Origin of the sequence: Micromonospora sp. NPDC000121 (assembly GCF_042899165.1) — a bacterium.
Classification (GTDB): Bacteria; Actinomycetota; Actinomycetes; order Mycobacteriales; family Micromonosporaceae; genus Micromonospora.
The window spans coordinates 234,817-257,264 of sequence record NZ_JBIAZP010000002.1 but is presented as its reverse complement, the minus strand read 5'-3'; the positions used below and the strand labels follow the sequence as shown (position 1 = coordinate 257,264).

General features: G+C 75.2%; 19 protein-coding genes and 2 pseudogenes. 7 read left to right on the top strand and 14 right to left on the bottom strand.

Annotation, left to right across the window (positions count from 1 at the left end; all coding sequences use genetic code 11):
* Window positions 1–37: 37 nt before the first annotated feature.
* From ACFY23_RS07230 to ACFY23_RS07215, 4 genes are read right to left on the bottom strand one after another with little or no spacing between them, the layout of a single operon-like run.
* A complete protein-coding gene (locus ACFY23_RS07230) occupies window positions 38–628 on the bottom strand; it encodes an FMN-binding protein (RefSeq protein ID WP_350819067.1) in 591 nt (196 codons plus the stop codon).
* A gap of 9 nt (window positions 629–637) precedes the next feature.
* Window positions 638–2,059, bottom strand: coding sequence for a ferredoxin reductase family protein (locus ACFY23_RS07225; RefSeq protein ID WP_350686291.1), 1,422 nt, complete (start codon window positions 2,057–2,059; stop codon window positions 638–640).
* Window positions 2,056–3,432, bottom strand: coding sequence for a DUF1501 domain-containing protein (locus ACFY23_RS07220; RefSeq protein WP_350686293.1), 1,377 nt, complete (start codon window positions 3,430–3,432; stop codon window positions 2,056–2,058). Before ACFY23_RS07220 ends, ACFY23_RS07225 begins: the two co-directional genes overlap by 4 nt.
* Before the next feature lie 8 nt (window positions 3,433–3,440).
* Complete coding sequence (locus tag ACFY23_RS07215; protein WP_350819068.1) at window positions 3,441–5,573, bottom strand: DUF1800 family protein; 2,133 nt, start codon at window positions 5,571–5,573, stop codon at window positions 3,441–3,443.
* A gap of 450 nt (window positions 5,574–6,023) precedes the next feature.
* Here ACFY23_RS07215 and ACFY23_RS07210 point away from each other — a divergent pair, with 450 nt between their 5' ends.
* On the top strand, window positions 6,024–6,281 hold the full coding sequence (locus ACFY23_RS07210) for a DUF3040 domain-containing protein (RefSeq protein WP_111132775.1): 258 nt from the start codon (window positions 6,024–6,026) through the stop codon (window positions 6,279–6,281).
* A gap of 197 nt (window positions 6,282–6,478) precedes the next feature.
* On the opposite strand, the gene ACFY23_RS07205 is transcribed toward ACFY23_RS07210, so the two are convergent.
* From ACFY23_RS07205 to ACFY23_RS07195, 3 genes and pseudogenes are all read right to left on the bottom strand, one after another.
* The gene (locus ACFY23_RS07205) at window positions 6,479–7,564 is read right to left on the bottom strand and encodes an SWIM zinc finger family protein (protein ID WP_350686296.1); all 1,086 of its coding nucleotides are present in this window, start codon (window positions 7,562–7,564) and stop codon (window positions 6,479–6,481) included.
* Window positions 7,561–10,314 (bottom strand): annotated as a pseudogene (locus tag ACFY23_RS07200) (DEAD/DEAH box helicase); the annotation flags it as partial. The gene ACFY23_RS07205 and the pseudogene ACFY23_RS07200, both read right to left, overlap by 4 nt.
* Window positions 10,315–10,383: 69 nt before the next feature.
* Window positions 10,384–10,842: pseudogene (locus tag ACFY23_RS07195) on the bottom strand (ATP-dependent helicase); the annotation flags it as partial.
* Window positions 10,843–11,041: 199 nt separating this feature from the next.
* On the opposite strand from ACFY23_RS07195, the gene ACFY23_RS07190 reads away from it, so the two are divergent.
* A complete protein-coding gene (locus ACFY23_RS07190) occupies window positions 11,042–11,914 on the top strand; it encodes a carbohydrate kinase family protein (RefSeq protein ID WP_350686058.1) in 873 nt (290 codons plus the stop codon).
* A 40-nt stretch (window positions 11,915–11,954) separates the two neighbouring features.
* Here the strand turns inward: ACFY23_RS07190 and ACFY23_RS07185 are convergent, their stop codons facing one another.
* Complete coding sequence (locus ACFY23_RS07185; RefSeq protein ID WP_350686056.1) at window positions 11,955–12,476, bottom strand: DinB family protein; 522 nt, start codon at window positions 12,474–12,476, stop codon at window positions 11,955–11,957.
* Between the two features lie 117 nt (window positions 12,477–12,593).
* On the opposite strand from ACFY23_RS07185, the gene ACFY23_RS07180 reads away from it, so the two are divergent.
* Window positions 12,594–12,800, top strand: a complete 207-nt coding sequence (locus ACFY23_RS07180; protein WP_350686055.1) for a hypothetical protein — start codon at window positions 12,594–12,596, stop codon at window positions 12,798–12,800.
* Between the two features lie 84 nt (window positions 12,801–12,884).
* Here the strand turns inward: ACFY23_RS07180 and ACFY23_RS07175 are convergent, their stop codons facing one another.
* Together ACFY23_RS07175 and ACFY23_RS07170 are read right to left on the bottom strand one after the other, a co-directional pair.
* Complete coding sequence (locus ACFY23_RS07175; protein WP_350686053.1) at window positions 12,885–14,030, bottom strand: polysaccharide pyruvyl transferase family protein; 1,146 nt, start codon at window positions 14,028–14,030, stop codon at window positions 12,885–12,887.
* Window positions 14,031–14,154: 124 nt separating this feature from the next.
* Window positions 14,155–14,736: a TetR family transcriptional regulator gene (locus tag ACFY23_RS07170; RefSeq protein WP_350686051.1), complete on the bottom strand. Its 582-nt coding sequence runs from the start codon at window positions 14,734–14,736 to the stop codon at window positions 14,155–14,157.
* Between the two features lie 74 nt (window positions 14,737–14,810).
* Between ACFY23_RS07170 and ACFY23_RS07165 the strand changes: the two genes are divergently transcribed.
* Together ACFY23_RS07165 and ACFY23_RS07160 are read left to right on the top strand one after the other, a co-directional pair.
* The gene (locus tag ACFY23_RS07165) at window positions 14,811–15,392 is read left to right on the top strand and encodes a dihydrofolate reductase family protein (protein WP_350686050.1); all 582 of its coding nucleotides are present in this window, start codon (window positions 14,811–14,813) and stop codon (window positions 15,390–15,392) included.
* 127 nt (window positions 15,393–15,519) lie between these two features.
* On the top strand, window positions 15,520–16,260 hold the full coding sequence (locus ACFY23_RS07160) for a 3-oxoacyl-ACP reductase family protein (protein WP_350686049.1): 741 nt from the start codon (window positions 15,520–15,522) through the stop codon (window positions 16,258–16,260).
* Window positions 16,261–16,382: 122 nt separating this feature from the next.
* On the opposite strand, the gene ACFY23_RS07155 is transcribed toward ACFY23_RS07160, so the two are convergent.
* Window positions 16,383–17,180: an alpha/beta fold hydrolase gene (locus ACFY23_RS07155; RefSeq protein WP_350686047.1), complete on the bottom strand. Its 798-nt coding sequence runs from the start codon at window positions 17,178–17,180 to the stop codon at window positions 16,383–16,385.
* Window positions 17,181–17,371: 191 nt separating this feature from the next.
* On the opposite strand from ACFY23_RS07155, the gene ACFY23_RS07150 reads away from it, so the two are divergent.
* Window positions 17,372–17,959, top strand: a complete 588-nt coding sequence (locus tag ACFY23_RS07150) for a GNAT family protein (protein ID WP_350686046.1) — start codon at window positions 17,372–17,374, stop codon at window positions 17,957–17,959.
* Window positions 17,960–18,030: 71 nt separating this feature from the next.
* On the opposite strand, the gene ACFY23_RS07145 is transcribed toward ACFY23_RS07150, so the two are convergent.
* From ACFY23_RS07145 to ACFY23_RS07135, 3 genes are all read right to left on the bottom strand, one after another.
* Window positions 18,031–18,477 (bottom strand): GNAT family N-acetyltransferase, encoded by a 447-nt coding sequence (locus ACFY23_RS07145; RefSeq protein WP_350686044.1) that lies wholly within the window; start codon window positions 18,475–18,477, stop codon window positions 18,031–18,033.
* A 113-nt stretch (window positions 18,478–18,590) separates the two neighbouring features.
* Complete coding sequence (locus tag ACFY23_RS07140; protein WP_350686043.1) at window positions 18,591–19,109, bottom strand: hypothetical protein; 519 nt, start codon at window positions 19,107–19,109, stop codon at window positions 18,591–18,593.
* Window positions 19,110–19,243: 134 nt separating this feature from the next.
* Complete coding sequence (locus tag ACFY23_RS07135) at window positions 19,244–21,181, bottom strand: sigma-70 family RNA polymerase sigma factor (RefSeq protein WP_350819070.1); 1,938 nt, start codon at window positions 21,179–21,181, stop codon at window positions 19,244–19,246.
* Window positions 21,182–21,317: 136 nt separating this feature from the next.
* Between ACFY23_RS07135 and ACFY23_RS07130 the strand changes: the two genes are divergently transcribed.
* The gene (locus ACFY23_RS07130) at window positions 21,318–22,193 is read left to right on the top strand and encodes a hypothetical protein (protein WP_350686603.1); all 876 of its coding nucleotides are present in this window, start codon (window positions 21,318–21,320) and stop codon (window positions 22,191–22,193) included.
* The last annotated feature ends 255 nt before the right edge of the window (window positions 22,194–22,448 follow it).

Here is a 22,448-nt window from a genome sequence, read left to right as displayed (position 1 = left end):
CCGGCACCGTGGCGGCACCGAGGTCGACGCCGGCACGTCAGTTCGCCCGGTCGATCGCGGCCTGCAACGACCGCTTGTACGAGTTGCTGGTGGCGGTCGCCCCGGAGACGGTGTCCACGTCGGCGCTCTGCTGCCGCACCACCAGCCCCGAGCTGCCGCTGTATCGGCCGTCGACCTGCTCGCTGCGCCGGTCGGACTGGGCCGTCTCCGCCGGCAGCTCCAGGGCCACCACGTCGACGATGCGCGTCCCGGAGAGGGTGATCTGCACCTGGACGTTGCCGTACTCGTTCTCCACCACCGGGCCGGTCACGGTGCGGGTGCTCGACGCCGGCGGCGGCTCGGTGGTGGTCCGCGGGGCGGACGGCGCCCGGGTGGTGGCGCCGGGCCGGCCCGACGGCGGCCGGGTGGCGGTGCGGCCGGGCCGGGGGGACGCGGTGGTCCCGGTCGGCGACGGCGCGGCGGAGGCGTCGCCGCCGGCCGGGGTCGGGCCGGCCGGGGCGGGCACGGCCGGCGGCAGCTCGGCGGGCAGCTCCTGGGCGACTCCGCTGGTGCCGGGCGCGCCCTTGAGCACCACCATGACGGTGGTGCTGGCCGCCAGGCCGGTGATCGCGAGCAGTGCGCGGCGCATGGGACCTTCCTACAGCTCGAACGTGGCGAGGTGGATCTGCCGGCGGGGCACGCCGGCCTGGCGGAGCACCCGGAGCGACTGCGCGACCAGGCCGGGCGGCCCGCAGAGGTAGACGTCGCGGCGGGTGACGTCGGGCACCAGCCGGCGCAGCCCGGCCGGGCTCAGCACCTGCCGGGGGCCGGCGTCGTGGCGGGAGCCGACGACGTACCAGATCGCGGTGTCCCGGGCCCGGGCCAACCAGTCCAGTTCCCGGTGCAGCAGCACGTCGGCCGGGGTGCGGACGCGGTAGATCAGCGCGGCGCCGGGCGGCAGCTCCTCCAGCAGCGCCCGGATCGGGGTGATCCCGCTGCCGCCGGCGATCAGCAGCGCCCGTTCCCGGGTCCGGTGCGCGGCGGTGAAGGTGCCCGCCGGGCCCTCCGCCCAGACGCGGGTGCCCGGGTCGAGGTCGCGCAGGTCGGCGGTGTGGCCGCCGACGATCTTCACGGTGATCCGCAGCCAGCGGCCGTTGGCGGCGGCGGAGACCGAGAAGGGGTGCGACTGCCACCAGCAGCCCCGGGTGAGGAAGCGCCAGCGGAAGTACTGGCCGCCGAGCAGGTCGAGGCGGTCGAGCCGGTCCCCGGTCAGGTAGACCGAGACGGTGTCCGGGCTCTCCGCGATCACGTCGGCGACCCGCAGCCGGTGCCGCAGGTTGAACGCCAGTGGCACGACCACCCGGCCCCAGAGCAGAGCGGCGACCGCCAGCACGTACATCGCGATCCAGAAGGTGCGCACCGGGCCGGGCCGGAACAGCTGCGCGCCGCTGCTGAACTGGTGGCCGAAGCCGAGCAGCAGCACCGCGTAGCTCGACAGGTGCAGGGCGTGCCACAGCTCGTAGGGCAGCACGGTCCGGATCGCCCGGACGCCGGTCAGGCCGACCAGCACCAGGATGCCGGCGGCGGCGAACGCGGAGACCATGTCCTCGTGGTCGCGCAGCAGCACCCCGGCCTCGGTGAGCACGGAATTGTCCTCCAGGCCGGCGTAGCCGACCAGGATCAGCGACACGTGCGCGAGCACCGCGACCAGCAGGGTGGCGCCGACGTCGCGGTGCCAGCGGCCGATCCGCTCGCCGCCGACCCACCGCTCCAGCACCGGCAGCCGGCTCGTCATCAGCACCTGCACGAGCAGCAGGTAGCCGGCGACCAGGCCGGTGATCCGGCCGGCGGCGGTGACCGTGGCGGCGGTGGTCCGCAGCGAACCGGCCGGGGTGCCCAGCCACCACGGCAGCACGCTGGCGAGCAGGCCGACCACGAGCAGGGCGGCCAGCAGCCGCCGGCCGCCGGGTCCGCGTCGCGGCGGCACCCGCGGGCGTACGGCGGCAGCCGGCCGGCCGCCGCGCCGGGACGGTGCCGTCCCCGCCCGTCGGCCGGCGGCGTGGGTGCGCGGGGACGTCACGCGTACAGCTTCATCGGGGTGTACTTCTGACGCGGGAAGATCTTGTCCACCTGCGCGTTGGTGAGCCCGAACCGCCCCTGGGCGACGGCCCCGTAGACGTTGAACATGTTGTTGTACTCGGGCACGTCACCAGAGTCCAGGTCGCCGAGGCCGTTCCAGGCGCCGAGCAGCGAGCCGGCGAGCCGGCGGCCGGAGAGCAGGGTGACCACCCCGCCGTGGCCGTGGTCGGTGCCGCCGCTGTTGGAGGCGACCCGCCGACCGAACTCGCTGGACACCATGATCGTCACGTCGGCGGACCGCTCCCCCAGGTCGGTGAAGAACGCCGCCATCGCGGTGGCCAGCTCGTTCAGCCGCCGGTGCAGCTGTCCGCCGTCGCGGGTGCCCTGGTTCTCGTGGGTGTCGTAGCCGCCCATCCCGACGGTGGCGACCCGCACGTTCGCGCCGCCCTTGATGAGCTGGGCGAGCTGCTGGAAGGCGGAGCCGACGCCTCGGTACTCGACGCCCTCGGCCGGCCGGTACGGCTTCGCGGCGAGGCGCTGCGCGGTGGCCAGCGCGCCCAGGCCGTCCTGCACGGCCTCCTGGACGGGGTGGTTGATCCCGGTGAACAGCCCCTTGATCGCCTTCTCGGTCGCGGCCCGGTACCGGTCGTCGCCGTTGAGCCGCAGCGAGCCGACGCTGTTCAGCGACAGCGCGCCGTTGGTGCCGACGAGCGAGCGGGGCAGGGTGCTGCCGATGCCGACGCTGCGGAACGCGGTGCCCGTGCCGAGCGTGTCGACAAGGCTGTCGAGCCAGCCCCGGCCGCCGGTCTCGCTGGGCAGGCCGCCGAGGTTGCAGGCGTCGGCGGCCTGGAAGTGGCTGCGCGACAGCCGCTCGTCGGAGACGGCCGGGATGAAGCCGAGGTTCCCGCTCCTGAGCCACCGTTCCAGGGGCTTGAACGCGCTGGTCAGCTTGAAGCCGCGGCCCGCCGCCAGGGAGTCGTCGCCGAGCAGCAGGTCGGGGCGGGCCTTGGCGAGCACCGGGTCGTCGGCCGGCGCGACCAGACTCAGCCCGTCGAGCCCGCCGTAGAGGAACACGTGGATCAGGGTGCCGGTCTTCGTGGCGGCGAACGACGCCGAGGTGGTGACGAACTGGGCGGTGGCCAGGGCGGCGGTGGCGGCGGCGCCGGCGACGAAGGTCCGCCGGGTGACGCCGCGGCCGTCCTGCTGGGCCTCCTCCAGGTTCTCCAGCCGCCGGTAGCGGTCGGCCTCGGCGGCGTTCTCGGCGGCGACGATGTCGGCCTCCGCCCGCAGCAGCGCCTCGGCGGGGTTGTCGGCCAGCCGCCGCAGGTCGGGGCATTCGGGGTGCAGGGGGAACGTGTGCACAGTCTTCTCCATCGGGTGCCTCACCGGAGGTGGTGCTGGGGGGAAGCGAGGATCGCCCGCGCGACGGCGGTGACCGCCCCGTTGAACGTGGCGTCGACCCGGGCGCCGGCCGACACGCCGGCCACGCCGAGGATCAGCGCCCGTTCCCTGGCGCTCAGCTTCTGGCCCACGAGCCGCAGGGCCAGCGCGTCCACGTACGCCCCCGCGGTCGCCGGCGGCCTGGCCACCAGCCTCTCCGGCCGGGTGTACGTGAAGGTGGTGCGGCGGCCCGCGACCAGGTCGCCCGCCTCGTTCCAGCCGTTGACCATCGTGCCGGCGGAGGTCCAGGCGACGTAGACGTCCGGGTAGCCGTCCGGGGTGGGTTGGCCCATCGGGTACTGGCCCAGCTCGCGCATCTTGTCGTGGATCTGCCGCAGCCCCCGGGCGTACGGGGTGCGCCGGTTGTCGCCGTTGTCGTGCCCGGGCGAGGCATCCGGCGAGACGCCCAGGGCGCGGTACGAGGCGACCAGGTACTCCATCGGCCGGCGCACCTTCTGCCCCACCGCCGCCCAGAACTCGGAGGAGCTGAACAGCGTCATCAGCAGCGGCTTGGTCCGGCCCTTGTTGGCGGTGTACGACCGGGTCAGCCGGTCCACGAGGGACTTCGGCGGGGTGTCGGAGACGAACCGGGTGGCGAGGCTCTGCGCCACGTACCTCGCGGTCGACGGGTGCAGGGCGATGTACGTCAGGTACGCGTCGATGGCCGCCTCGGCCTTCTTCGGGTCCTTCGAGTTGTTCGCGTGGGTGAAGCCGAGGATCTTCACCTTGCCGACGTAGTGCCGCTCGGGGCGGAACACGTACTTCCCGTCGTTGACGCCCCGGCCGGTCTGCAGGAGCGCCGCCTGCCGGACGTCCTTCTCGGTGTAGCCGCCGTCGACGCCGACCGAGTAGAGCTCCAGGTTCTCCCGGGCCAGGTTCTCGTTGACCGTGTCGGCGCGGGAGTCGTTCTGGTTGAGGTAGAGCAGCAGCGCCGGGTGCCTGTTCGCGGCGAGCAGCATCTCCGGGTAGCTGCCGAGGGCGTGCGCCCGGACGACGTCCCGGTCGAAGGAGGCGCGGTACACCTCACCGCCGTCGAAGTCCGCGGCGACGTGCAGGAAGTCGTTCCAGAAGTCGACCATCACCTCGAAGAGCTGCCGGTTCGACCAGATCTGCCGGGCGATGGTGGCGTCCACCATCTCCTTCTCCGGGTGCGCGCCGCGCTCGTTGAGCCGGTCGCGCTGCTCGCGTAGCTGCGCCGTGCTCATCTTCAGCGTGGGCAGCTCGGCGAGCTTCAGCTCGGCCTTCGTCGGGGCGATCCCGTCGGGGTCGAGCTGCCAGCGCAGCCACCCGTCGATGCCGCGTTCGGTGATGTCCGCGACGACCTGCGGGGTGGCGCCGAAGGTGGCCCGCCGGGCCAGGTGCAGGACCGGGTCCTTGGCGAGCACGGTCCTGACCGTCACCCTGGTCTGCGCGGCGGCGTCCGCCGGCCCGGAGAAGGTACGGCCACCGGCCGGGTTGTTCCTCTTCAGCGCCTCGCCGGCGCGGGAACCCATGTAGCTCTCGTTCTGCTCGGTGTAGGTGCGCACCGTGCTCGGCTGCTGGCCGCTCGGGCGGGCGGGGGTGCCGTCGGTCACCGTGGTGCCGGTGGCGTCGCCGGCCACCACGTCGTCGCCGAAGAGGCTGCGGACCTGCGGGGCCGTCGCCAGGGCCGTGCCGCCCGCGACCACGGCGGCGGTGCCGCCGAGGGCCGCGAGGGCCCGGCGCCGCCCGACCCTGCGGCCCGGCTCGTCGTCATCGTCCAGGTTGGGCAGTCCGGGGCCGGGCGACGGCACGGCGGCCGGGCGGGCGAAGCCGTCCGGGCCGACCCACTGCGGGCCGCGCACGGCCGGTCGGCCGGTGTGGGTGTACGCCCCACGCGGATCGACCGGCTGTCCACCCGGGTGCCGGGCGGGGGCGTCGTAGCCGTACGGCGCGGGGGCGGGGGCGTCGTAGCCGTACGGGGCGGGGGCGGGGGCGTCGTAGCCGTACGGCGTCGGGGCGGGGCTGTCGCGGTGTCCGTCGGAGGCGGGGCGCTGGTGTCCGTCCCAGCCGCGGTCGTCCCACGGTCGGCGTGGTGGCACATTCTGGTCGGCCATGTACCAATCCGTTTCTCCACGCGCCGCGACGACTGCGTTCGGGCAAGGGGGTTGCAGGTGCGGCGACTCGTGCCTGAGGGGGTGTACCGGAAGGTAACCAAGGCCCCAGGTGCCATCAAGCAGCGCGGAGAGCGCTCACGGGGGCACTTAAGACGGCCCTCAGCGCGGCCCGGCGGGCGCGGGCTCCCACCCGGTCCGGCACGGACCTCCCGAGCAGGGCGTACGCGACACGCCGCGGTCCGGACGTAACGTTTTCCGGCCAGCCGACGCTTGTCGCCGAATTCAGCGACACAGGCAAATTTAAGGTGCGGATAAGGCTGCGCTGAACCGGTTTCCCGGGTCCGGCACGCCGCCGCCCCCGGCGGCGGCAAAGTAGCACCAGGACGGGAGCGTGAGCCGCCGCCGCAGCGGGTATGCCGCCGAACCGCTGAACGCGTGAGGGGAAGGCACATGCTCAGCAAAGAGGATCAGCGCAGGTTCGAGCAGATCACCCGTCACCTCCGGGAGAGCGACCCGGCGTTCTTCGCCCGGCTCGACCACCGGGCCCGGGCTCGCCGGAGCCGGTGGCTGATGCTTCTGACCATCGTGCTGTGGGCCTCGCTCCCGGCGATGACCGTGCTGGCCGGCCGACTGGCGGGGGCCATCTGCGCGGTGGTCCTGGTGGCCAACGCCGCGCTCATGTGGCGGTTCCGTCGCCGCTGGCTGTGACCGGGCGACGACGGTCCCGGCGGGCCGGCGTGCGGCGGACCGGCGCGGCCGTGCCGCGTCGCGCCGCCGGCAGCGCGCCGGATGACACCGGCCGGCGATCGGCCGGATGACACCGGCCGGCGATCCGCCGGATGACACCGGCCGGCGATCCGCCGGATGACACCGGCCGGCGATCCGCCGGAGGGGGAAGGGCGTCCTCACCGGCCGAGCAGCCGGTACGCCCGCCGCAGCCGTTCGACCAGGCCGGGCCCGCCGATGGCGGGGGCCGGCGCGCCGAGCTGCCGCAGCAGCAGGTCGGGCCCGGTCGCCAGGCTGGGCGGCCGGTCGGGCAACGGGACGGGCGGCAGCCAGAACCGGTCGACCGCCTCGGCCAGCGGCGCCGGCGGCAGGCCGGCGAGCGCCCTCGCGGCCCCGACCGGCGGGGCGTCCACGATGTCCCGCCCGTCGCCGGGGCCGCCCCGGTCCACGGCGGGCACCCGGTCGCCCGCACCGTGGCTTTCCACTCTGGACGGCCCGGTGCCGGCGTCGCCGCGCTCCACGGCGGACGGGCCGACTCCGCCGTCGCCGCGTTCCACGCTGGACGGGCGAGTGCCGGCGTCGGTGCCGGCGTCGCCGGGCTGCACGGCGGACGGGCCGGCCGGCGCGGCAGCGCCGGCGGCGGTCCCGGCCCGCAGGGCGCGCAGCCGGTCGAGCAGCTCGGCCCGGCCCCGGCCCCGCCAGTGCAGCAGCCGGAAGGGATCGGCGTCGAACGCCTCGGCCAGCAGGTAGAAGGTGGCCGCGAGGTGCTTGCAGGGCACGGCGAAGTCGGGGCAGCTGCACCGCTGGCGCAGCTCCGACACCCCCGCCGGGAAGAGCGGGGCGCCGGCCGCCGCGAACAGATCCTCCAGCTCGGGGGGCAGGTCGCCGGCGAGCAGCCGGGCGCTGAAGAACGCCTGGGCGGCCAGGTCCGCCTCGACGCGGGACCACAGCTCGGGAGCGAACGGGGTCAGCGCGATGCTCACCTCGTACGGCTGCGCGCGGGAGCCCTGCACCACGGCGCTGACGGTGCCCGGGGCGACGTCCAGGCGGACGACCTGGCCGGCCCGCGCGTACGACCGGCCGCGGGTCAGCCGGGTGCCGAGGGCGAAGGACTCCAGCACCTCCAGGAAGCGCCGCGACCACCAGGATTGGCCGATGGCGCCCCGGGTGCTGCGGGCCCGCAGCCCGCCGTCGACCCGGCGCGGCCGGCCGTAGTCGGCGAACGGGCCGGACGCCCCGCCGTCGCGCTCGGGCTGCCCGCTCACTCCACCACCGCCCCGGCCTCCAGGGTGAACAGCTCGCGCAGTTGCGCGGTGGACAGCTCGGTGACCCACTGCTCGCCGGTGCCGACGACGGAGGCGGCGAGGCTCCGCTTGTCGGCGATCAGCGCCGCCACCTTCTCCTCCACCGTGCCGGCGCAGACGAACTTGCGCACCTGCACCTGGCGCCGCTGGCCGATCCGGAAGGCCCGGTCGGTGGCCTGGTCCTCGACGGCCGGGTTCCACCACCGGTCGACGTGCACCACGTGGTTGGCTTCGGTGAGGGTGAGCCCGGTGCCGCCGGCCTTGAGCGACAGCACGAAGATCGCCGGCCCGGCCGGGGACTGGAACCGGGTGACCATCGCGTCCCGGTCGGCCTTGCCGACGCCGCCGTGCAGGAAGAGCACCTCCCGGCCGAACCGGGCCGACAGGTGGCCGCGCAGCATGCCGCCGAACTCGGCGTACTGGGTGAAGAGCAGGGCGCGCTCCCCCGCCGCCAGGACCTCGTCCAGGATCTCCTCCAGCCGGGCCAGCTTGCCGGAGCGGCCGTCCAGCGCCGAGCCGTCGCGCAGCAACTGGGCCGGGTGGTTGCAGACCTGCTTGAGCCGGGTCATGGTGGCCAGCACCAGCCCGCGCCGCTCGATGCCGTCGCTGGACTCGATCCGGGCCAGCATGTCGTCGACCACCGCCCGGTAGAGCGACGCCTGCTCGGCGGTGAGGTTGCAGAGCACCTCCATCTCCAGCTTCTCCGGCAGGTCGGAGATGATCGAGGAGTCGGTCTTGAGTCGGCGCAGCACGAACGGGCCGGTGATCCGGCGCAGCCGCTCGGCCGCCTCGGCGTCGCCGTGCCGCTCGATCGGCTCCGCGTACGCCTTCTTGAAGCTCGCCGCCGGGCCCAGCAGGCCCGGGTTGGCGAACTGCATGATCGACCAGAGGTCGGCCAGCCGGTTCTCCACCGGCGTGCCGGTCACCGCGATCCGGTGCCGGGCGGGCAGCGCGCGGACCGCCTCGGCCTGCCGGGTGGCGGCGTTCTTGATCGCCTGGGCCTCGTCGACCACCACCCGGTGCCAGTCGATGCCGGCCAGGTCGACCGCGTCCCGGGCCGCCACCGAGTAGGTGGTGACGACCAGGTCCGCCTCGTGCACGGCCGTCGTGAACGCCGCCCCCCGCGCCCGTTCCGCGCCGTGGTGCACGTGTACGCGCAGCCCCGGCGTGAACCGGGCCGCCTCCCGCTGCCAGTTGCCGACCAGCGACATGGGGCAGACCAGCAGCGTCGGGCCGGCCTCCGGCGGGTCCTGCGCGAGCAGGGCGAGCAGTTGCACCGTCTTGCCGAGCCCCATGTCGTCGGCGAGCACCCCGCCGAGCCCGAGCGACTGCAGGAACGCCAGCCAGGCCAGCCCCCGCCGCTGGTACGGCCGCAGCGTGCCGTGGAACCCGGGCGGCGGGTCGAGCGGGGTGAGGCGCCGCTCCACCGCCCCGGCCAGCAGGTCGCCCAGCGCGCCGTCCGCGCTCACCTCCAGCACCGGCAGGGCGTCGGGCTGACCGCCGTCGGCCAGGCCGAGGCGGAGCAGGTCGGCGACGGTCAGCTCGCCGGAGGAACGGAGCAGCCGCAGGCCGGCCGCGAGGCGCTTCGGGTCCAGCTCCACCCACCGCCCGCGCAGCCGCACCAGCGGGGTCTTCAGCGCGGCCAGCGACGCCAGCTCCTCGGCCGTCAGCGGCTGGTCGCCGAGGGCCACCTCCCAGCGGTAGTCGACCAGGGCGTCCAGCCCGACCCCGCCGCCGGCGGCGACGGTGCCGGGGGCGGTCCGGCTGCGGGCCTGCAACCGGGCGCCCAGCCGCGACGACGGGCGCCGCCACCAGGACGGCAGCAGCACGGCGAACCCGGCGGCGTGCAGCACCGGCGCGCCCTCGCGGAGGAACCGGTGGGCGCCCTCGACGTCCAGCTCCAGCGCCTCCGGCGTCGCGGTGCGCAGGGCGGTGTCCAGCTCGGGCCAGAGCCGGCTGGCCCGGCCCAGCTCGGCGAGCAGGGTCTCCTGCGGGTCGTCCCGCCGGCCGGCCAGCCCGGCGACGGTCTCCGGCGCCTGCCAGACCTGCCCGGCGTCCACGTGCAGGCTCGGCTCGTCGGCCGCCTGGAGCCCGAACTCGACCCGCCACGTCCCGCCCGTCGCGACCGGCGCCGCCGGCTCGGCCGGCACCACGACGACCGGCTCGGCGATCTCGTCGGCGGGCGGCTCGACCAGCCGGAAGCTCGCCCGCACCGCGCCGCCGGCCGCGTCGCGCTGCCAGGCGTCCAGCTCGGCCCGCAGGGTGTCCAGCGCGGCCGGCTCGGCGGCGAAGTCCCGGACCGGCCCGGAGAGCGCGGCCAGCCACGCCGGCACGGCGCCGTTCGGGCGTACGCCCCGGGCCAGCGCGGTCTCCGCGAGAGTGACCCGGACCGCGGCGTCCGTGAGCGCGTCGAGCGCGTCGGCGACCAGCGCACCCGGCCCGTCGTCGATGCCCGGCCCGTCGTCGGCGGTGCCCGGGTGGCCCGGCGCGGTGGCGGCGGTGCCCGGGTGGCCCGACAGGGTGACGGCGGCGCGCGCGGCCGGCGGCAGGGCAAGTGCCAGCGCCCGCGCCCAGGCGGCGTCCGTGCCGGTCAGGAGCGGCCGCCACACCGCCCGGGCGGCGACCTGCGCCCGCTGCCCGTCCACGGTGGACCAGTCGCCGCCCGGCGACACGCGGCGGCGGGTGCCGTCGTGGCCGGGTCTCCCCGACCTGCCCGCGCCCCCGACCCGCCCGGTCGACGTGGGGGCGCCGCCGGTGGACGGGGTCGACGCGGGAGCGGCGAGGCCGGGCAGGACCCGGCCCCGGGCCGCCAGGTCGACCGCGAAGTCGGCCAGCTCGGCGAGATGGCGCAGGGTCGCGCCGGGCACGACGGCCAGTCCGTCGAGCGCGCGCAGCAGCGGCAGGGCGGCATCGGGGGCGTACCGGAGGACGGGAACACGCCACCCGGCGAGGGTGACCGGCCCACGGACCGGCTCGGCGACGGCGGTGCGGACCAGCTCCGGCGAGTCCAGCGGCGAGCCGGCCCGGGTGGGGAGGGTGAGCAGCGCGGTGCCGAGGTCGGCCGGCTCGGCCGCCTCGGCCAGCGCGGCGGCCAGCGTCGGGTGGCCGGCCGCGAACGGGTGCGGCCGCTCCCGGGGCGCCCGGCCGGGACGGCGCGGCGCGCGGGCCGGCAGCGTGCTGTCCTCGGCCCAGACGGCGAGCCCGAAGCCCGACCGCCACACCCCGTGGACGACCAGCACGCGTCCCCCTCCTCGTGACGACTCGGCGAGGATATCGGGCCGGCCCCGCGGCCCCGACGCACGCCGTGCCCGGTGTGGCCGGAGACGCCGGACGGGGCCGGCCCCGCGCCCGACCAGCTCGAACCCCAGCCGCTGGAGTGACCCCCGGAGCGGGTCGGCCGGCAGCGCCCCGCCGACCCGCTCCGGCTAGGGTCGGCGCATGTTCGACCTCCTCGTGATCGGCGGCCTCGGCGTGGACGTGCGGGTGCGGGTGCCCGCGATCCCGCTGCCCGCCGTGGACTCCGTCGCCGTCGACCCCATCGAGCTGCGAATCGGCAACACCGGCTCCGGGACGGCCCTCGCCGCGCACGCGCTCGGGCTCCGGGTGGCGGTGGTCGACGTCCTCGGCGCGGACCCGGCCGGGGACGTGGTCCGGGCGGCGCTGGCCCGCACCGGTGTGCACGCCGTGCTCGGCGACGCCCCGGCCGGCACCCGGCGGTCGGTGAACATGGTGGACCCGGCGGGGCGGCGGATGTCGCTCTACGACCCGCGTCCGTGGCGAGGGCCGGCCCCGTTCGCGGCGGCCGAGCTGGCGGCGCTGGTGCGCGACTCGGCGCACGTGCATCTGTCGATCATGGACTGGGTCACTCCTCTGCTGCCCGCCCTGCGTGCCGGGCTCGCCGACGGGGCCGTCCTCTCCACCGACCTGCACGACTGGGACGGCGAGAACCCCTATCACCGCCCCTTCGCCGAGGCGGCCGACCTGGTCTTCGTCAGCGGCGTCCAACTGGGCGCGGGCGCCGACGCGCTGGCCGACGCGCTGGCGCCCCGCACGGTGCTGGTGACCCACGGCGCGGACGGCGCCGACCTGCACACCGGCGAGGGCGGGCCGACCCGGGTGCCCGCCGCCGTGGCGCCCGCCCCGGTCGTCGACACCAACGGCGCCGGGGACGCGTTCGCGGCGGGCGTGATCGCCGCCCGGCTGCGCGGCGCGCCACCGGCCGACGCGGCGGCGTACGCGGCCCGGGTCGCGGCGGCGGCCTGCACCCACGACGGCATGGAGTACCCGGCCGGCCTGCTGCCGCGCCCCTGACGGCACCGCGCGGCCGTCTGACCGTCTCCTCGGGTGGCGGTCAGAGGGCGCCGGTGACGCCGTCGGTCAGCTCGCGGAGGATGTCCGCGTGCCCGGCGTGCCGGGCGGTCTCCTCGATCATGTGCACCAGGATCCAGCGCAGCGAGACCTCGCCGAGCTGCGGGTGCGGGACGACGTGGTCGAGGTCGAACCGCCCGGCGACCTCCCGGGACCGGGCGCAGGCCCGCTCGTACGCCCCGGCGAGCCGCTCGACGGTGTCCTCCTCCGTCAGCGCGAAGCTGGCCGCCGCGTCCTCGGCGGAGGTGAGGTAGACGTCGCCCGGGCCAGGGGCGAGCAGGCACGGGAACCAGTTCCGCTCCACCAGGGTCAGGTGCCTGACGAGGCCGGCGACGGTGGTGGCCGACGGCACCAGCCGGCGGGCCGCGTCGGCGTCGGACAGCCCGCGCAGCTTGCGCAGCACCACGCCCCGGTGGAAGTCGAGGAACGCTTCGAGCACGGCCCGCTCGTCGCCCGTACGGGCCAGCACCGGGCCGAGCGTGGGATCGATCTGAATCTCCGCCATCCGCGGACCCTAGTCGTCCGGCGGGCCCGCGCGCTGCCCCCGGCCCTGCCGTCCGGCGAGGCTCGCGCTGCCGCGCTATCCCCTGCGGGGCCGGGCCGGGCGGGGCAGGATGGGCGCATGGCATCAACGGTAGAAATCCCGCTGGTGGGTGGCGCCGCCGACGGCGAGACGGTCATGGTCGAGCTGGACACGAACGGCCGCCCGCCGCTGACCCACCACCACCTCGGCCCGCAAGGGCTGGCCGAGGCGGAGATCTACGAGCTGGAGTCCGTGGGTGCCGGGGCCGACCGGTGGCGCTACTGCTGGCGCGGACCGGCGGTCTGAGCCGGCTCGGGGCCGGGTCGGCCGGGCCCGGTGGCGGGAGGGGCCGGGCCCGGTGGCGGACGGGCCGGTCGGCGTTGCGCCGCCTCAGGCCGCCCCGCTCAGAACGCGGGCGCGGAGGCTCTCCAGCACCGCCCGGGTGACCTGCGAGGTCCCCCGGGCCTCGTCGCACACGCCGGCCACCCGCCGGGCGGTGGCCTCGGCCCGCTTCTCCCGCTCGTCCCAGAGCTGGTCGACCTCGGCGAGCAGGGGGCCCTCCACCTCCCGCTCCACGCCCCGCAGCGCCGGCACACCGAGCCGCTGCGCCAGGTCGAAGACCTTGCCGGCGTACGGCAGAGGCAGGAACGGCGTGCCGACCATCGCGGCGAAGATCAGGAAGTGCAGCCGCATGCCGACGGCCAGATCGAAGTGACGCATCAGCCCGAGCACCTGCTCGGGCTGATAGCTGCCGTGCAGGATCCGGCCCCGCTCGGCGGCGGTCATGTGCGACAACACGCCGTGCGAGTGCCGGATGTCGTCGCGTTCCATCGGGACGAAGAGCACGTACGCGTCGATCCGGTGCACGAGGAAGTCGCCGATCTGGGCCAGCAGGCGGTGGTAGCCGTCGACGTCGAGCCGCTCGGCGGCCCGGCCCGGCTCCCGTACGCTGATGCCGACCAGCCGCTTCCCGGCCGGCACGCCCTCCTCGCGGAGCAGCTCCGGCGGGAAGTCCTCGGGTTCGAGCAGGAACGCCGGGTCGGCGGTGACGGTGATCGGGTTGAGCAGTCCCGCCTCCTCCAGCACCATCCGGGACTCCTGGTCCCGCACGGTCACCTGGGCGGCGCTGGCCAGGGTCTCCCGCACCATCCCGGTGTCCACGGCCTCGCTGAGCGGCCCGACCCCCACCGCGTACGTCAGCAGCGGCAGCCCGCGCTCCTGGGCGACCCGGACCACGCGCAGGTAGCGGCGGGCCTCCCGGTCATAGAGGATGCCGCCGCCGCCGAGGATCAACACGTCGAGCTGGCCCAGGATCAACGCGGAGTCGGTCCGGCTGACGCCCTCCCACGGCACCGCCTCCACGTCCGGGTGGGCGATCTGGGTGTGCTCGGGGTTGCGGGAGAAGACGATGATCCGCCCGTCCGGCTCCTGCTCCCGGAGGTCGGCCAGAAGCCCGGTCAGGATCGCCTCGTCGCCGAGGTTGCGGCCCCCGTACGAGCCGAGCACGCCGATCGTCAGTCCGCCGCCATGCCTCATCCGTCGCTCCTCCCCAGGTGCGTCCGGGTGGGGTTTCCCGCTGCGTCGGGGAACACTCCTGGCCCGGCACGGCCGGGCGACGCCGCGCCCGGTCCCCGGTGTCCGGGAGGTCACGTTCCGCGGGTCACCGGTCGGTAGCGGTGCCGACCAGCCGGGACACGAACGCCACGATCACCTCGTCGGGGTCGAAACCGGCGTCGATGGACGTGCTGAGCAGATCGAGCAGCAGCCCGTCCATGGCGTAGTGCAGCAGGGCGACCTCGAACGCGCCGCCCGGCAACCCGGATGCGACGTGGAACGCGACGTCGTCGCGGTAGCCCCGGCGCAGGGTCTCGCCGAGGATCCGGGCCAGGTCGGGGCGGCGCGCCGCCTCCAGCCGCAGCTCGATCAGGGCCCGGGTGAGGTCGGGCTGTCGGGTGGTCCGCTCGACGATGTACCGCAGGTAGTCGACGAACAGCTCCAGCGACGGCTCGCGGGCGCCCAACTCGGCCAGGACGTCCTCGTCCGGCGTGAACCGCTCCATGATCCGCTCGCCGAGGGCGCCGAGCAGGGCGTCCCGCGAGCGGAAGTAGTTGGAGGCGGTGCCCGTCGGCACGCCCGCCTCGGCGTCGACCGCCCGGTGGGTGAGCCCCCGCGCCCCGGTCGCCGCCAGCACCCGCAGCCCCGCGTCCGCCAGGGCCGCCCGTCTCTCCACGTTCCGCGCCACGAAAAGACCCTAGCAGGAATCACGACGGCTGTAGTACATTCATCCACGACACCAGTAGTGATTGGGGAACCGGTTTGCGCAAGCTCGTGTACTACGTCGCCAGCACCATCGACGGTTTCATCGCCGCCCCCGACGGGTCACCCGACTTCTTCGGGCTGGACCCCGACGTGGCCGCGCACATCGCGGCGAACTGGTCGCAGACGCTTCCCACGTTCGCCCACCCGGAGTTCGGCATCGACGAGCCGGAGGGCCGCTTCGACGCCCTGGTGATGGGCCGGGCCACCTACGACCCGGCCCTGAAGATGGGCGTCACCAGCCCGTACGCCCACCTGAAGCAGTACGTCTTCTCCCGCTCCCTGCCCCCGGCCGCCGAGCCGGAGGTGGAGATCGTCTCCGCCGACCCGGTCGAGTTCGTCCGCGAACTGAAGCGCCGGCCCGGCCGCGACATCTGGCTCTGCGGCGGCGGCCAGCTCGCGGGCCAACTCCTGCCCGAGGTCGACGAGCTGGTCGTCAAACTGAACCCGTACGTGATCGGCAGCGGCATCCCGCTCGCCGACCGCGGATTCGACCCGCGCCGGTTCGAGCTGCTCGACACCCGCCCGTTCGACAGTGGAGTCGTCATCCTCCACTACGCCCGCCCCGCCCAGGCCGGGTAACCGGGCCGCCCGGGGGCCGTACCGGAACCTGTCCGCCCACGCGGGAACCGGACCCCGCGTGGGCCCCGGAACGAGGCGTCCGATCGCCGCCAGACCGGGACCCGCCGTTTCGCCGACGATCATCGGTATGACGACACTGAACGACAAGGTCGCCCTGGTCACCGGCGGCGCACGGGGCATCGGCGCCGCCATCGCCCTGCGCCTGGCGCAGGACGGGGCCGACGTGGCGATCACGTACGCGAACTCCGCCGACCGCGCGGCGGTGGTGGCCAAGCAGGTCGAGGCGCTCGGCCGGCGGGCGCTGGCGGTCCGGGCCGACAGCGCCGACCCGGCCGCCGTCCGCGACGCGGTCGACCGGACGGTCGCGGAGCTGGGCCGGCTGGACATCCTGGTGAACAACGCCGGGGTGTTCCTGGTCGGCCCGGTGACGGAACTGGGCGACGACGAGGTGGAGCGGACGCTCGCGGTCAACGTCCGGGCCCCCTTCCTCGCCGCGCAGGCCGCCGCGCGCCACCTCACCGAGGGCGGCCGGATCATCAACATCGGCAGCAACGTCGGGGAGCGTGCCGTCTTCCCCGGCCTGTCGCTCTACTCGATGAGCAAGACCGCGCTGGTCGGACTGACCCGGGGACTCGCCCGGGAACTCGGCCCGCGCGGGATCACGGCCAACCTGGTGAACCCGGGGCCGACGGACACCGACACCAACCCGGCGGACGGGCCGAACGCCGCCGCGATCGCGGGCTTCACCGCCCTCGGCCGCTACGCCGCCCCGGCCGACATCGCCGCGACAGTGGCGCACCTGGCCAGCGCGGAGGCCGGGTACGTCACCGGGGCGGTGGTCAACGTGGACGGCGGCTTCACCAGCTGACCCGACGCCGGGCGCGGCGGCGATTCGGTCCCGCCGCGCCCGGCCCGCCGGACCGGGCCGGCGGTGGCCGGCGATGGGCGCCCGCTACGAGCGGCCGGCCCGGGGCGGCGGCGTGCCGGCCGTCAGCCGGGCGTCGCCACGGGGTGGGTCAAGAAGGGCAGCACCACGGCCGGCAGCGCCGGCGAGGCCGCGATGTCGTAGTGGGTCAGCCCGGGCAGCACGGCCAGCCGGGAGGCCGGCCGGTCGGCGCCGTCCCAGCCGGCGTCCCGGTGGCCACCGCCGAGCAACCCGAAGAACTCCACGATGTGCGCCGTGCTGACCGAGTCGGCGTCGGCGAAGACGAGCAGGGTGGGCGCGACGAGGGCGGCCACCTCGGCCGACCAGTCGTAGTCGCGCCGCAGCAGCTCGCCCGTCTTCGCCCAGAGCGTGGGCCAGTCCTCCGGTCGGGGCGCGATCCGCGTGTAGAGCTGGTGCAGCGGGGTGCCACGCATCCGCTCGCCCGCCTCCTCGTCGGGCTCGGGCATGCCCGCCAGCACCTCCGGATACCAGCCCTGCCGCCGGCACGGCGCGGAGACGACGACCAGCCGCCGCACCAGCGCCGGGTGCTGGATCGCGGTACGCAGCGCCACGCCGCCGCCGAGCGAATAACCCAGCAGGTCAGCCTCGGCCAGGCCGAGCCGGGTGATCAGCGCCGCGACGTCGTCGGCCATCGACTCATAGCGCAGCGGCCGGTCGACGTCGGCGGTGCGCCCGTGCCCCTGGAGGTCGACCGCGATCGCCCGGCGACGCCCGGCCAGGGCCGGCAGGATCGCCGAGAACATCTCCACCGCGCCGAAGCCGCCGTGCAACAGCAGCAACGGCCGGCCCTCGCCGTGCTCCTCGTACCACAGGCGCAGCCCGTTGACCTCCGCGTAGCTCATCCCCTCATCCAACCCCGGCCGTACGACGTCCGCCGGCCCGTCGCCGCCGGGCGGCGGATGCCGGCGGGTGAGAGCCGGCGCGCGTCCGGGCGTCGGCGCGGCGTCCGGGCGTCGGCGCGGCGTCCGGGCGTCGGCGCGGCGTCCGGGCGTCGCGGGCGGTACCGGAAAGAGGAAGGTGGCACGATGACGCGGTGTCGGTTCCCACGCAGGTTGCCCTACGCCCCCAGTACCCGGTCCGCACCGAGCGGCTGCTGCTGCGGCCGCTGACGGGCGGTGACGTCGACGCGCTGCTCGCCTATCGCAGCCGGCCGGACGTGTGCCGCTACGTACCCTTCGAGCCGATGACCCGCGAGGTCGTCATCGACCGGATGTCGTCGGTGTGGGCGCGCCGGGAGCTGACCGACGAGGGTCAGTCGCTGACGCTCGGCGTCGAGGTCGCCGACACCGGCGAGCTGGTGGGCGACGTGGTGCTGTTCTGGCACAGCCGACTGCACAGGAGCGGCGAACTCGGCTACGCGGTGAATCCCGCCTTCGGCGGCCACGGTTACGCCACCGAGGCGGCGCGGGCGGTGCTCCGCCTCGGCTTCGAGGGCCTCGGCCTGCACCGCGTCGTCGCGCGCGTCGACGAGCGCAACGACCCGTCCGCGCGGCTGGCGCGCCGGCTGGGGATGCGGCAGGAGGCCCGCCTGGTCGAGAACGAGTTCTTCAAGGGCGGGTGGAGCACCGGACTCGTCTTCGCGATGCTCGCCGACGAGTGGGCCGCGCGGCGCGAGATCTGAACCGGCCGGTCCGACGGTCACGGCCGCACGCACCCGGGCCGCCGGTTGTCACCGGCGTGACGTCCTCCCGGTCACAGCCGCTTGCGCATCTGGATTGCGGTCACCTCGAAGCCCATCTGCTCGTACAACGTCCGGGCGGGAAGGTTGAAACCGAAGACGCTCAGGCCGATCGAGACGACTCCCCACTCCCGGCACAGCTTCTCGGCCGCCTGGATCATGGCGCGGCCGTAGCCCTTCCGCCGCAGGTCCGCCCGCACCTCGAAGTCGTAGCCGAAGGCGTGCGGCCCGTCCGACTTCTGTTCGACGTGGAGCCACAGCATGCCGACCTCGTCGTCGCCGTCATAGGCCGTCCACAGGTGGTGCTCCTTCGTCGCCAGGCCGTCGGGCAGCAGCCGCTCGTAGTCCTCCCGCGCCTTGCTGCGCGCCTCCGGCAGCGGCATCGCCCCGGAATCGCGGATGTTCTGCGCGTAGCTCTCCTCCGCCCGCTCCCGGTAGCGGAGATACTGCTCGTCGGTCATCGGCTCAAGTCTCAGGGTCACCACACCGGCACCGTATGCCAATCCCTGTTTCCGGGTTGCCCCGTGCTCGGCGGCGCACGGCGCTGGCCGGAAGAGGCCCTCCGGGGCCGGAACTAGCCCGCCCGCTTCGCGAGATGGGCCGGCCGCTCGTGGTCCACCCACGGAACCAGCCACAGACCCAGCCGCCGCAGTTCGAGAGCCGGGTCGTCGCTCTGCACCAGACACATCATCCGCTTGCCCCGCAGTGCGGCCGGCCAGGCCCTCTGCCCGACCATCTCCAGCAGGGTCTGCGCGTCGTCGCTGTGCCGGTTGGCGAAGACGTCGAAGCCGGTCAGCACCAGCGCGAACCCGGCGGAGCGGCCCAGCGCCTCCCAGATGCCCTCGGCGAGCCCCTCGCTCAGGCACTGCCACTGGTCGTGGCACGTGTAGCCCAGGGCGGACCCCAGGTCACGGAACATGTGCGAGGTGATCAGCCACGACGCGTCCACGGAGAGGACCGTGTAGCCCTGCTCCCGCAGCCACGTGACGATGCCGGCCAGCAACTCGCGGCTGTGCACCAGTCGCACCGGGGACCGCATCATCAACTGGTAGTCGAGCCGCCCGGAATCCGTCTCGCGATCGAACGCCGCCACGTCCGAAAGGATGCCCTACCGCACGGGCCCCCATGCCGGCACCTTGGCTCCCGCCGCGAACGGTCGAGGAGGTGGAGAGGCTTCAGCAGCCAGACCGGCCGTCACCGCCGCAGGGGCACGTCGGGCCGTGGCCGCTATCCCGGCCGGACGCACGGGTCGGTGACGGTGTAGGTCGCGCTCCGCGCCGTGCGGCCGTCCACCGTGGTCGCCCGTACGGACCAGGTCAGCGACGGCGCCCGCAGCCGCCCGACGGTCGCCTGCGCCGATGATCCGTCCGCCGTCATGGCGCGGACCGACGTCCTTCCCCCGGCGGGTGTCCAGCGGACCTCGGCGCCGCCGAGCGTGGCGCTGCCGGCGGCCTGCACCACGAGGCTGTAGGTGTCCGCGCCACACCGCACCCGCGCGGTGGCGGAGATCGTGAACGGTGCGGCGACCTGCGGTGTGGCGGTCGGCCGGGGCACGACCGGTGGTCTGGAGGTGGTCGGGGCGGCGCCACCCGGCACGACGTCCGGCGGGGCGGGCGCGTCCGTCCGGGCGGCCCCGTCGCCGCCGGCCGGCGCGGCAGCGGTCCCGGGCGTCGCACCGGTGGCACCGGCCGACGCCGGGGTGCCGGCTGCTCGGGTGCCGGCTGCTCGGGTGCCGGCTTCCGTGGCCGTGCCGGACGGCAGTGGCGCGACGGCGGGCGCCGCCGGGCCACCGGCCGGCGATCCGAGCGTCTCGGACACCGGTCGGCCGGAGCCGTCCCGCCCGGCGGTCGGGCGACCGGGGGCCAGGGCCCAGGCGCCGAACACGGCGAGCAGGACCAGCAGAGCCGCGGTCGCGGCCGTCCGCCGACGACGCCGGCCGCGGCCCGCCGACGCGGCCTTCCGCACGCCGCCCGGCCCACGGCCAGGCGCCACCGCACCGTGCGCCGCACCGCCCGACACCGCCTTGCCGGCTGTGGCCGCCGCCGTGTGCTCCCGGGCCACCGCCCCGCCGTCCCGGGCCACCGCCGTGCCCTCCCGAGCCACCGCCCCGCTGTCCGGGGCTGCCGCCTCGCCGTCCGCTGCCGCCGGCCCGCTGTCCGGGGCTGCCGCTTCGCCGTCCGGGGCCACCGGCCCACTGCCCGGGGCCGCCACCCCGCCGTCCGGGATCGCCGGCCCGTCGGCCGCCGGCGCGGGGCCGTCGACCGGTCCGTCCGCCGGCCCGGCATCCACCGCCGCGGGGGGCTGCTCCGCAGCTCGCGCCGCGTCGGCCGGGACCGTGCTCGCCGGATCGCCCGCCGGATCGCCCGGATCGCCCAGGACATCGGTCGCGCAGACGTCGGCCAGTCTCGGCCACACCGTGTCGGCGACGGCCAGGAAGGCCGGTGCCGTGTACGCCGACAGCAGCGCGGCCGGGCTGAGCTGTTCCCGTCGGAGCAGCCCGCACACCGCGCAGCTCTCGATGTGCCGGGAGACCCGCTTGCGCAGGGTCGGGGTGAGCCGGCCCTGCCAGCCGTCGATCAGGCCGGCGAGGGTGGGGCACTCCCGGGCTCCGCTGCGAGCCACCAGCAGCGCCCCCAACGCCCGTTCGAGCTGCGAACGGGCGCGCGACAGGCGGGCGTGCGCGTGGTTCGCGGGCACCCCGAGGGCCGCGCCGATGTCGGCGGACGACAGGTCGTGGCGGATGGCCAGGTGAACCACCTCGCGGTCGCCCGGGTTCAGCGCGGCGACGGCGGTGTGCACCAGGTCGCGCACCTGCTCGGCGTTGACGCCCGTGGCCGGGTCGGCGGCGTCGGCCACCGGCTCGTCGGCCTCCTCCAGCGGCAGGGAGCGGGACCGCTCCCGGAGCTGCCGGAGGCATTCGTTGCGCACGATCGCGTACAACCAGGAGCGCAGCCGGTCGGGCTCCCGGAGCTGGCCGATGCGCTGGTTGGCGGTGAGGAAGGCGCCGTGGACGGCGTCCGCGGCGGCCTCCGGCTCGCGCAGCAGCGTCCGGGCGTACGTGTACAGCCGGTCGGCGTACCGCCGGTACATGCCCTCCAGCCCGGCCCGCTCGCCGCGGCGCACCGCCTCGACCAGTGCGATGTCGTCCTGTGCCGCCGTGTCCATCCGTGTCCCTCGCTGCTCCTCGACGCCGTCCAGTAAAGCCGCGGATTTTTTTCTCCGGGCTTTTCTGTTGGCATCCCGACCCCACCGCGCTCCTACCGGTGTCATCGCTACGAACAACCCAGGAAGGAAAGACACCATGCGAGAAGGATCGAACCGCACCCGGTGGTCGCGTCGGACGGCCGCCGTGGGTGGGGCCGCGCTGAGCGCGCTCGTGCTCGGCCAGGTGGTCCTCACCGGACCGGTGGCGGCGGTGCCCGGCCTGAGCATCAAGACGACGACCGGCTCCAGCAACACCTTCGCTAAGTCCCAGAACGCGACCTGTCCGACCGGCACCAAGGTCATCGGCGGTGGCGGCGCGATCACCGGCTCGGGCCTCGGACAGGTCGGCATGGACATCATGCGACCGCTGATCGACGGCAACACGTACTCGGTCACCGGCCGTGAGGACGAGAACGGGGTCGGCGGCGACTGGGCGGTCACGGCGAGCGCGGTGTGCGCCCCCGCCCCCGCGGGCCTGGTGACCGTGTCCGGCAGTTCGGCGCCCAGCAGCTTCGGCACATCGAACTGGTTCGAGAAGTCCTGCCCGGCCGGCAAGCACGCCATCGGGGTCGGTGGCGCGGTCGTCGGGGCGTCGAACAGCGAGGTCGTCCTGGAGGATCTGCGCATCCACCAGAACAGCGTCGTGGTGGCGGGTGCCGAGGACGGCACCGGCTTCGCCGGCACGTGGTGGCTGGACGCCACCGCGATCTGCGCCGACCCACTGCCCGGCGAGCAGCGCGTCATCAACGACAGCCTCTACAACTCCGCCGCCAACCAGTCGGTCGAGGCCACCTGCCCGCCCGGCACCCGGGTGCACGGGGTAGGCGGCGAGATCCTCGGCGGCGACGGCCAGGTGCGCCTGACCCAGATGCTGGCCACGACCTCGACCACCGTAACCGTCGGCGCCGCGGAGGACGAGGACGGCTTCAACAGCAACTGGAAGGTGCGCGCGTACGCCGTCTGCGCGAGCTGACCCACCGGGCCGCGCAGCGGTACGACGATCTGAGACGCAGCGGGCCGCCGGTCATCCGGCGGCCCGCTGCGCGTGCTGCTCCGAGGGCGGGCGCGGCGGGTTCCGCACCTGTGATCCCGCCGCCCGTCCGTGGACTCGCCCGGCCCGGCCGCCGTGGGTTCATGTCGGTCGTCTCGGACAAGCGGCCGTTTGTCCCGTGGGCCCGATGAAAAGTTCTTAAGCTCAGACGACGACCGCAACCGCGTGACCTGCGAT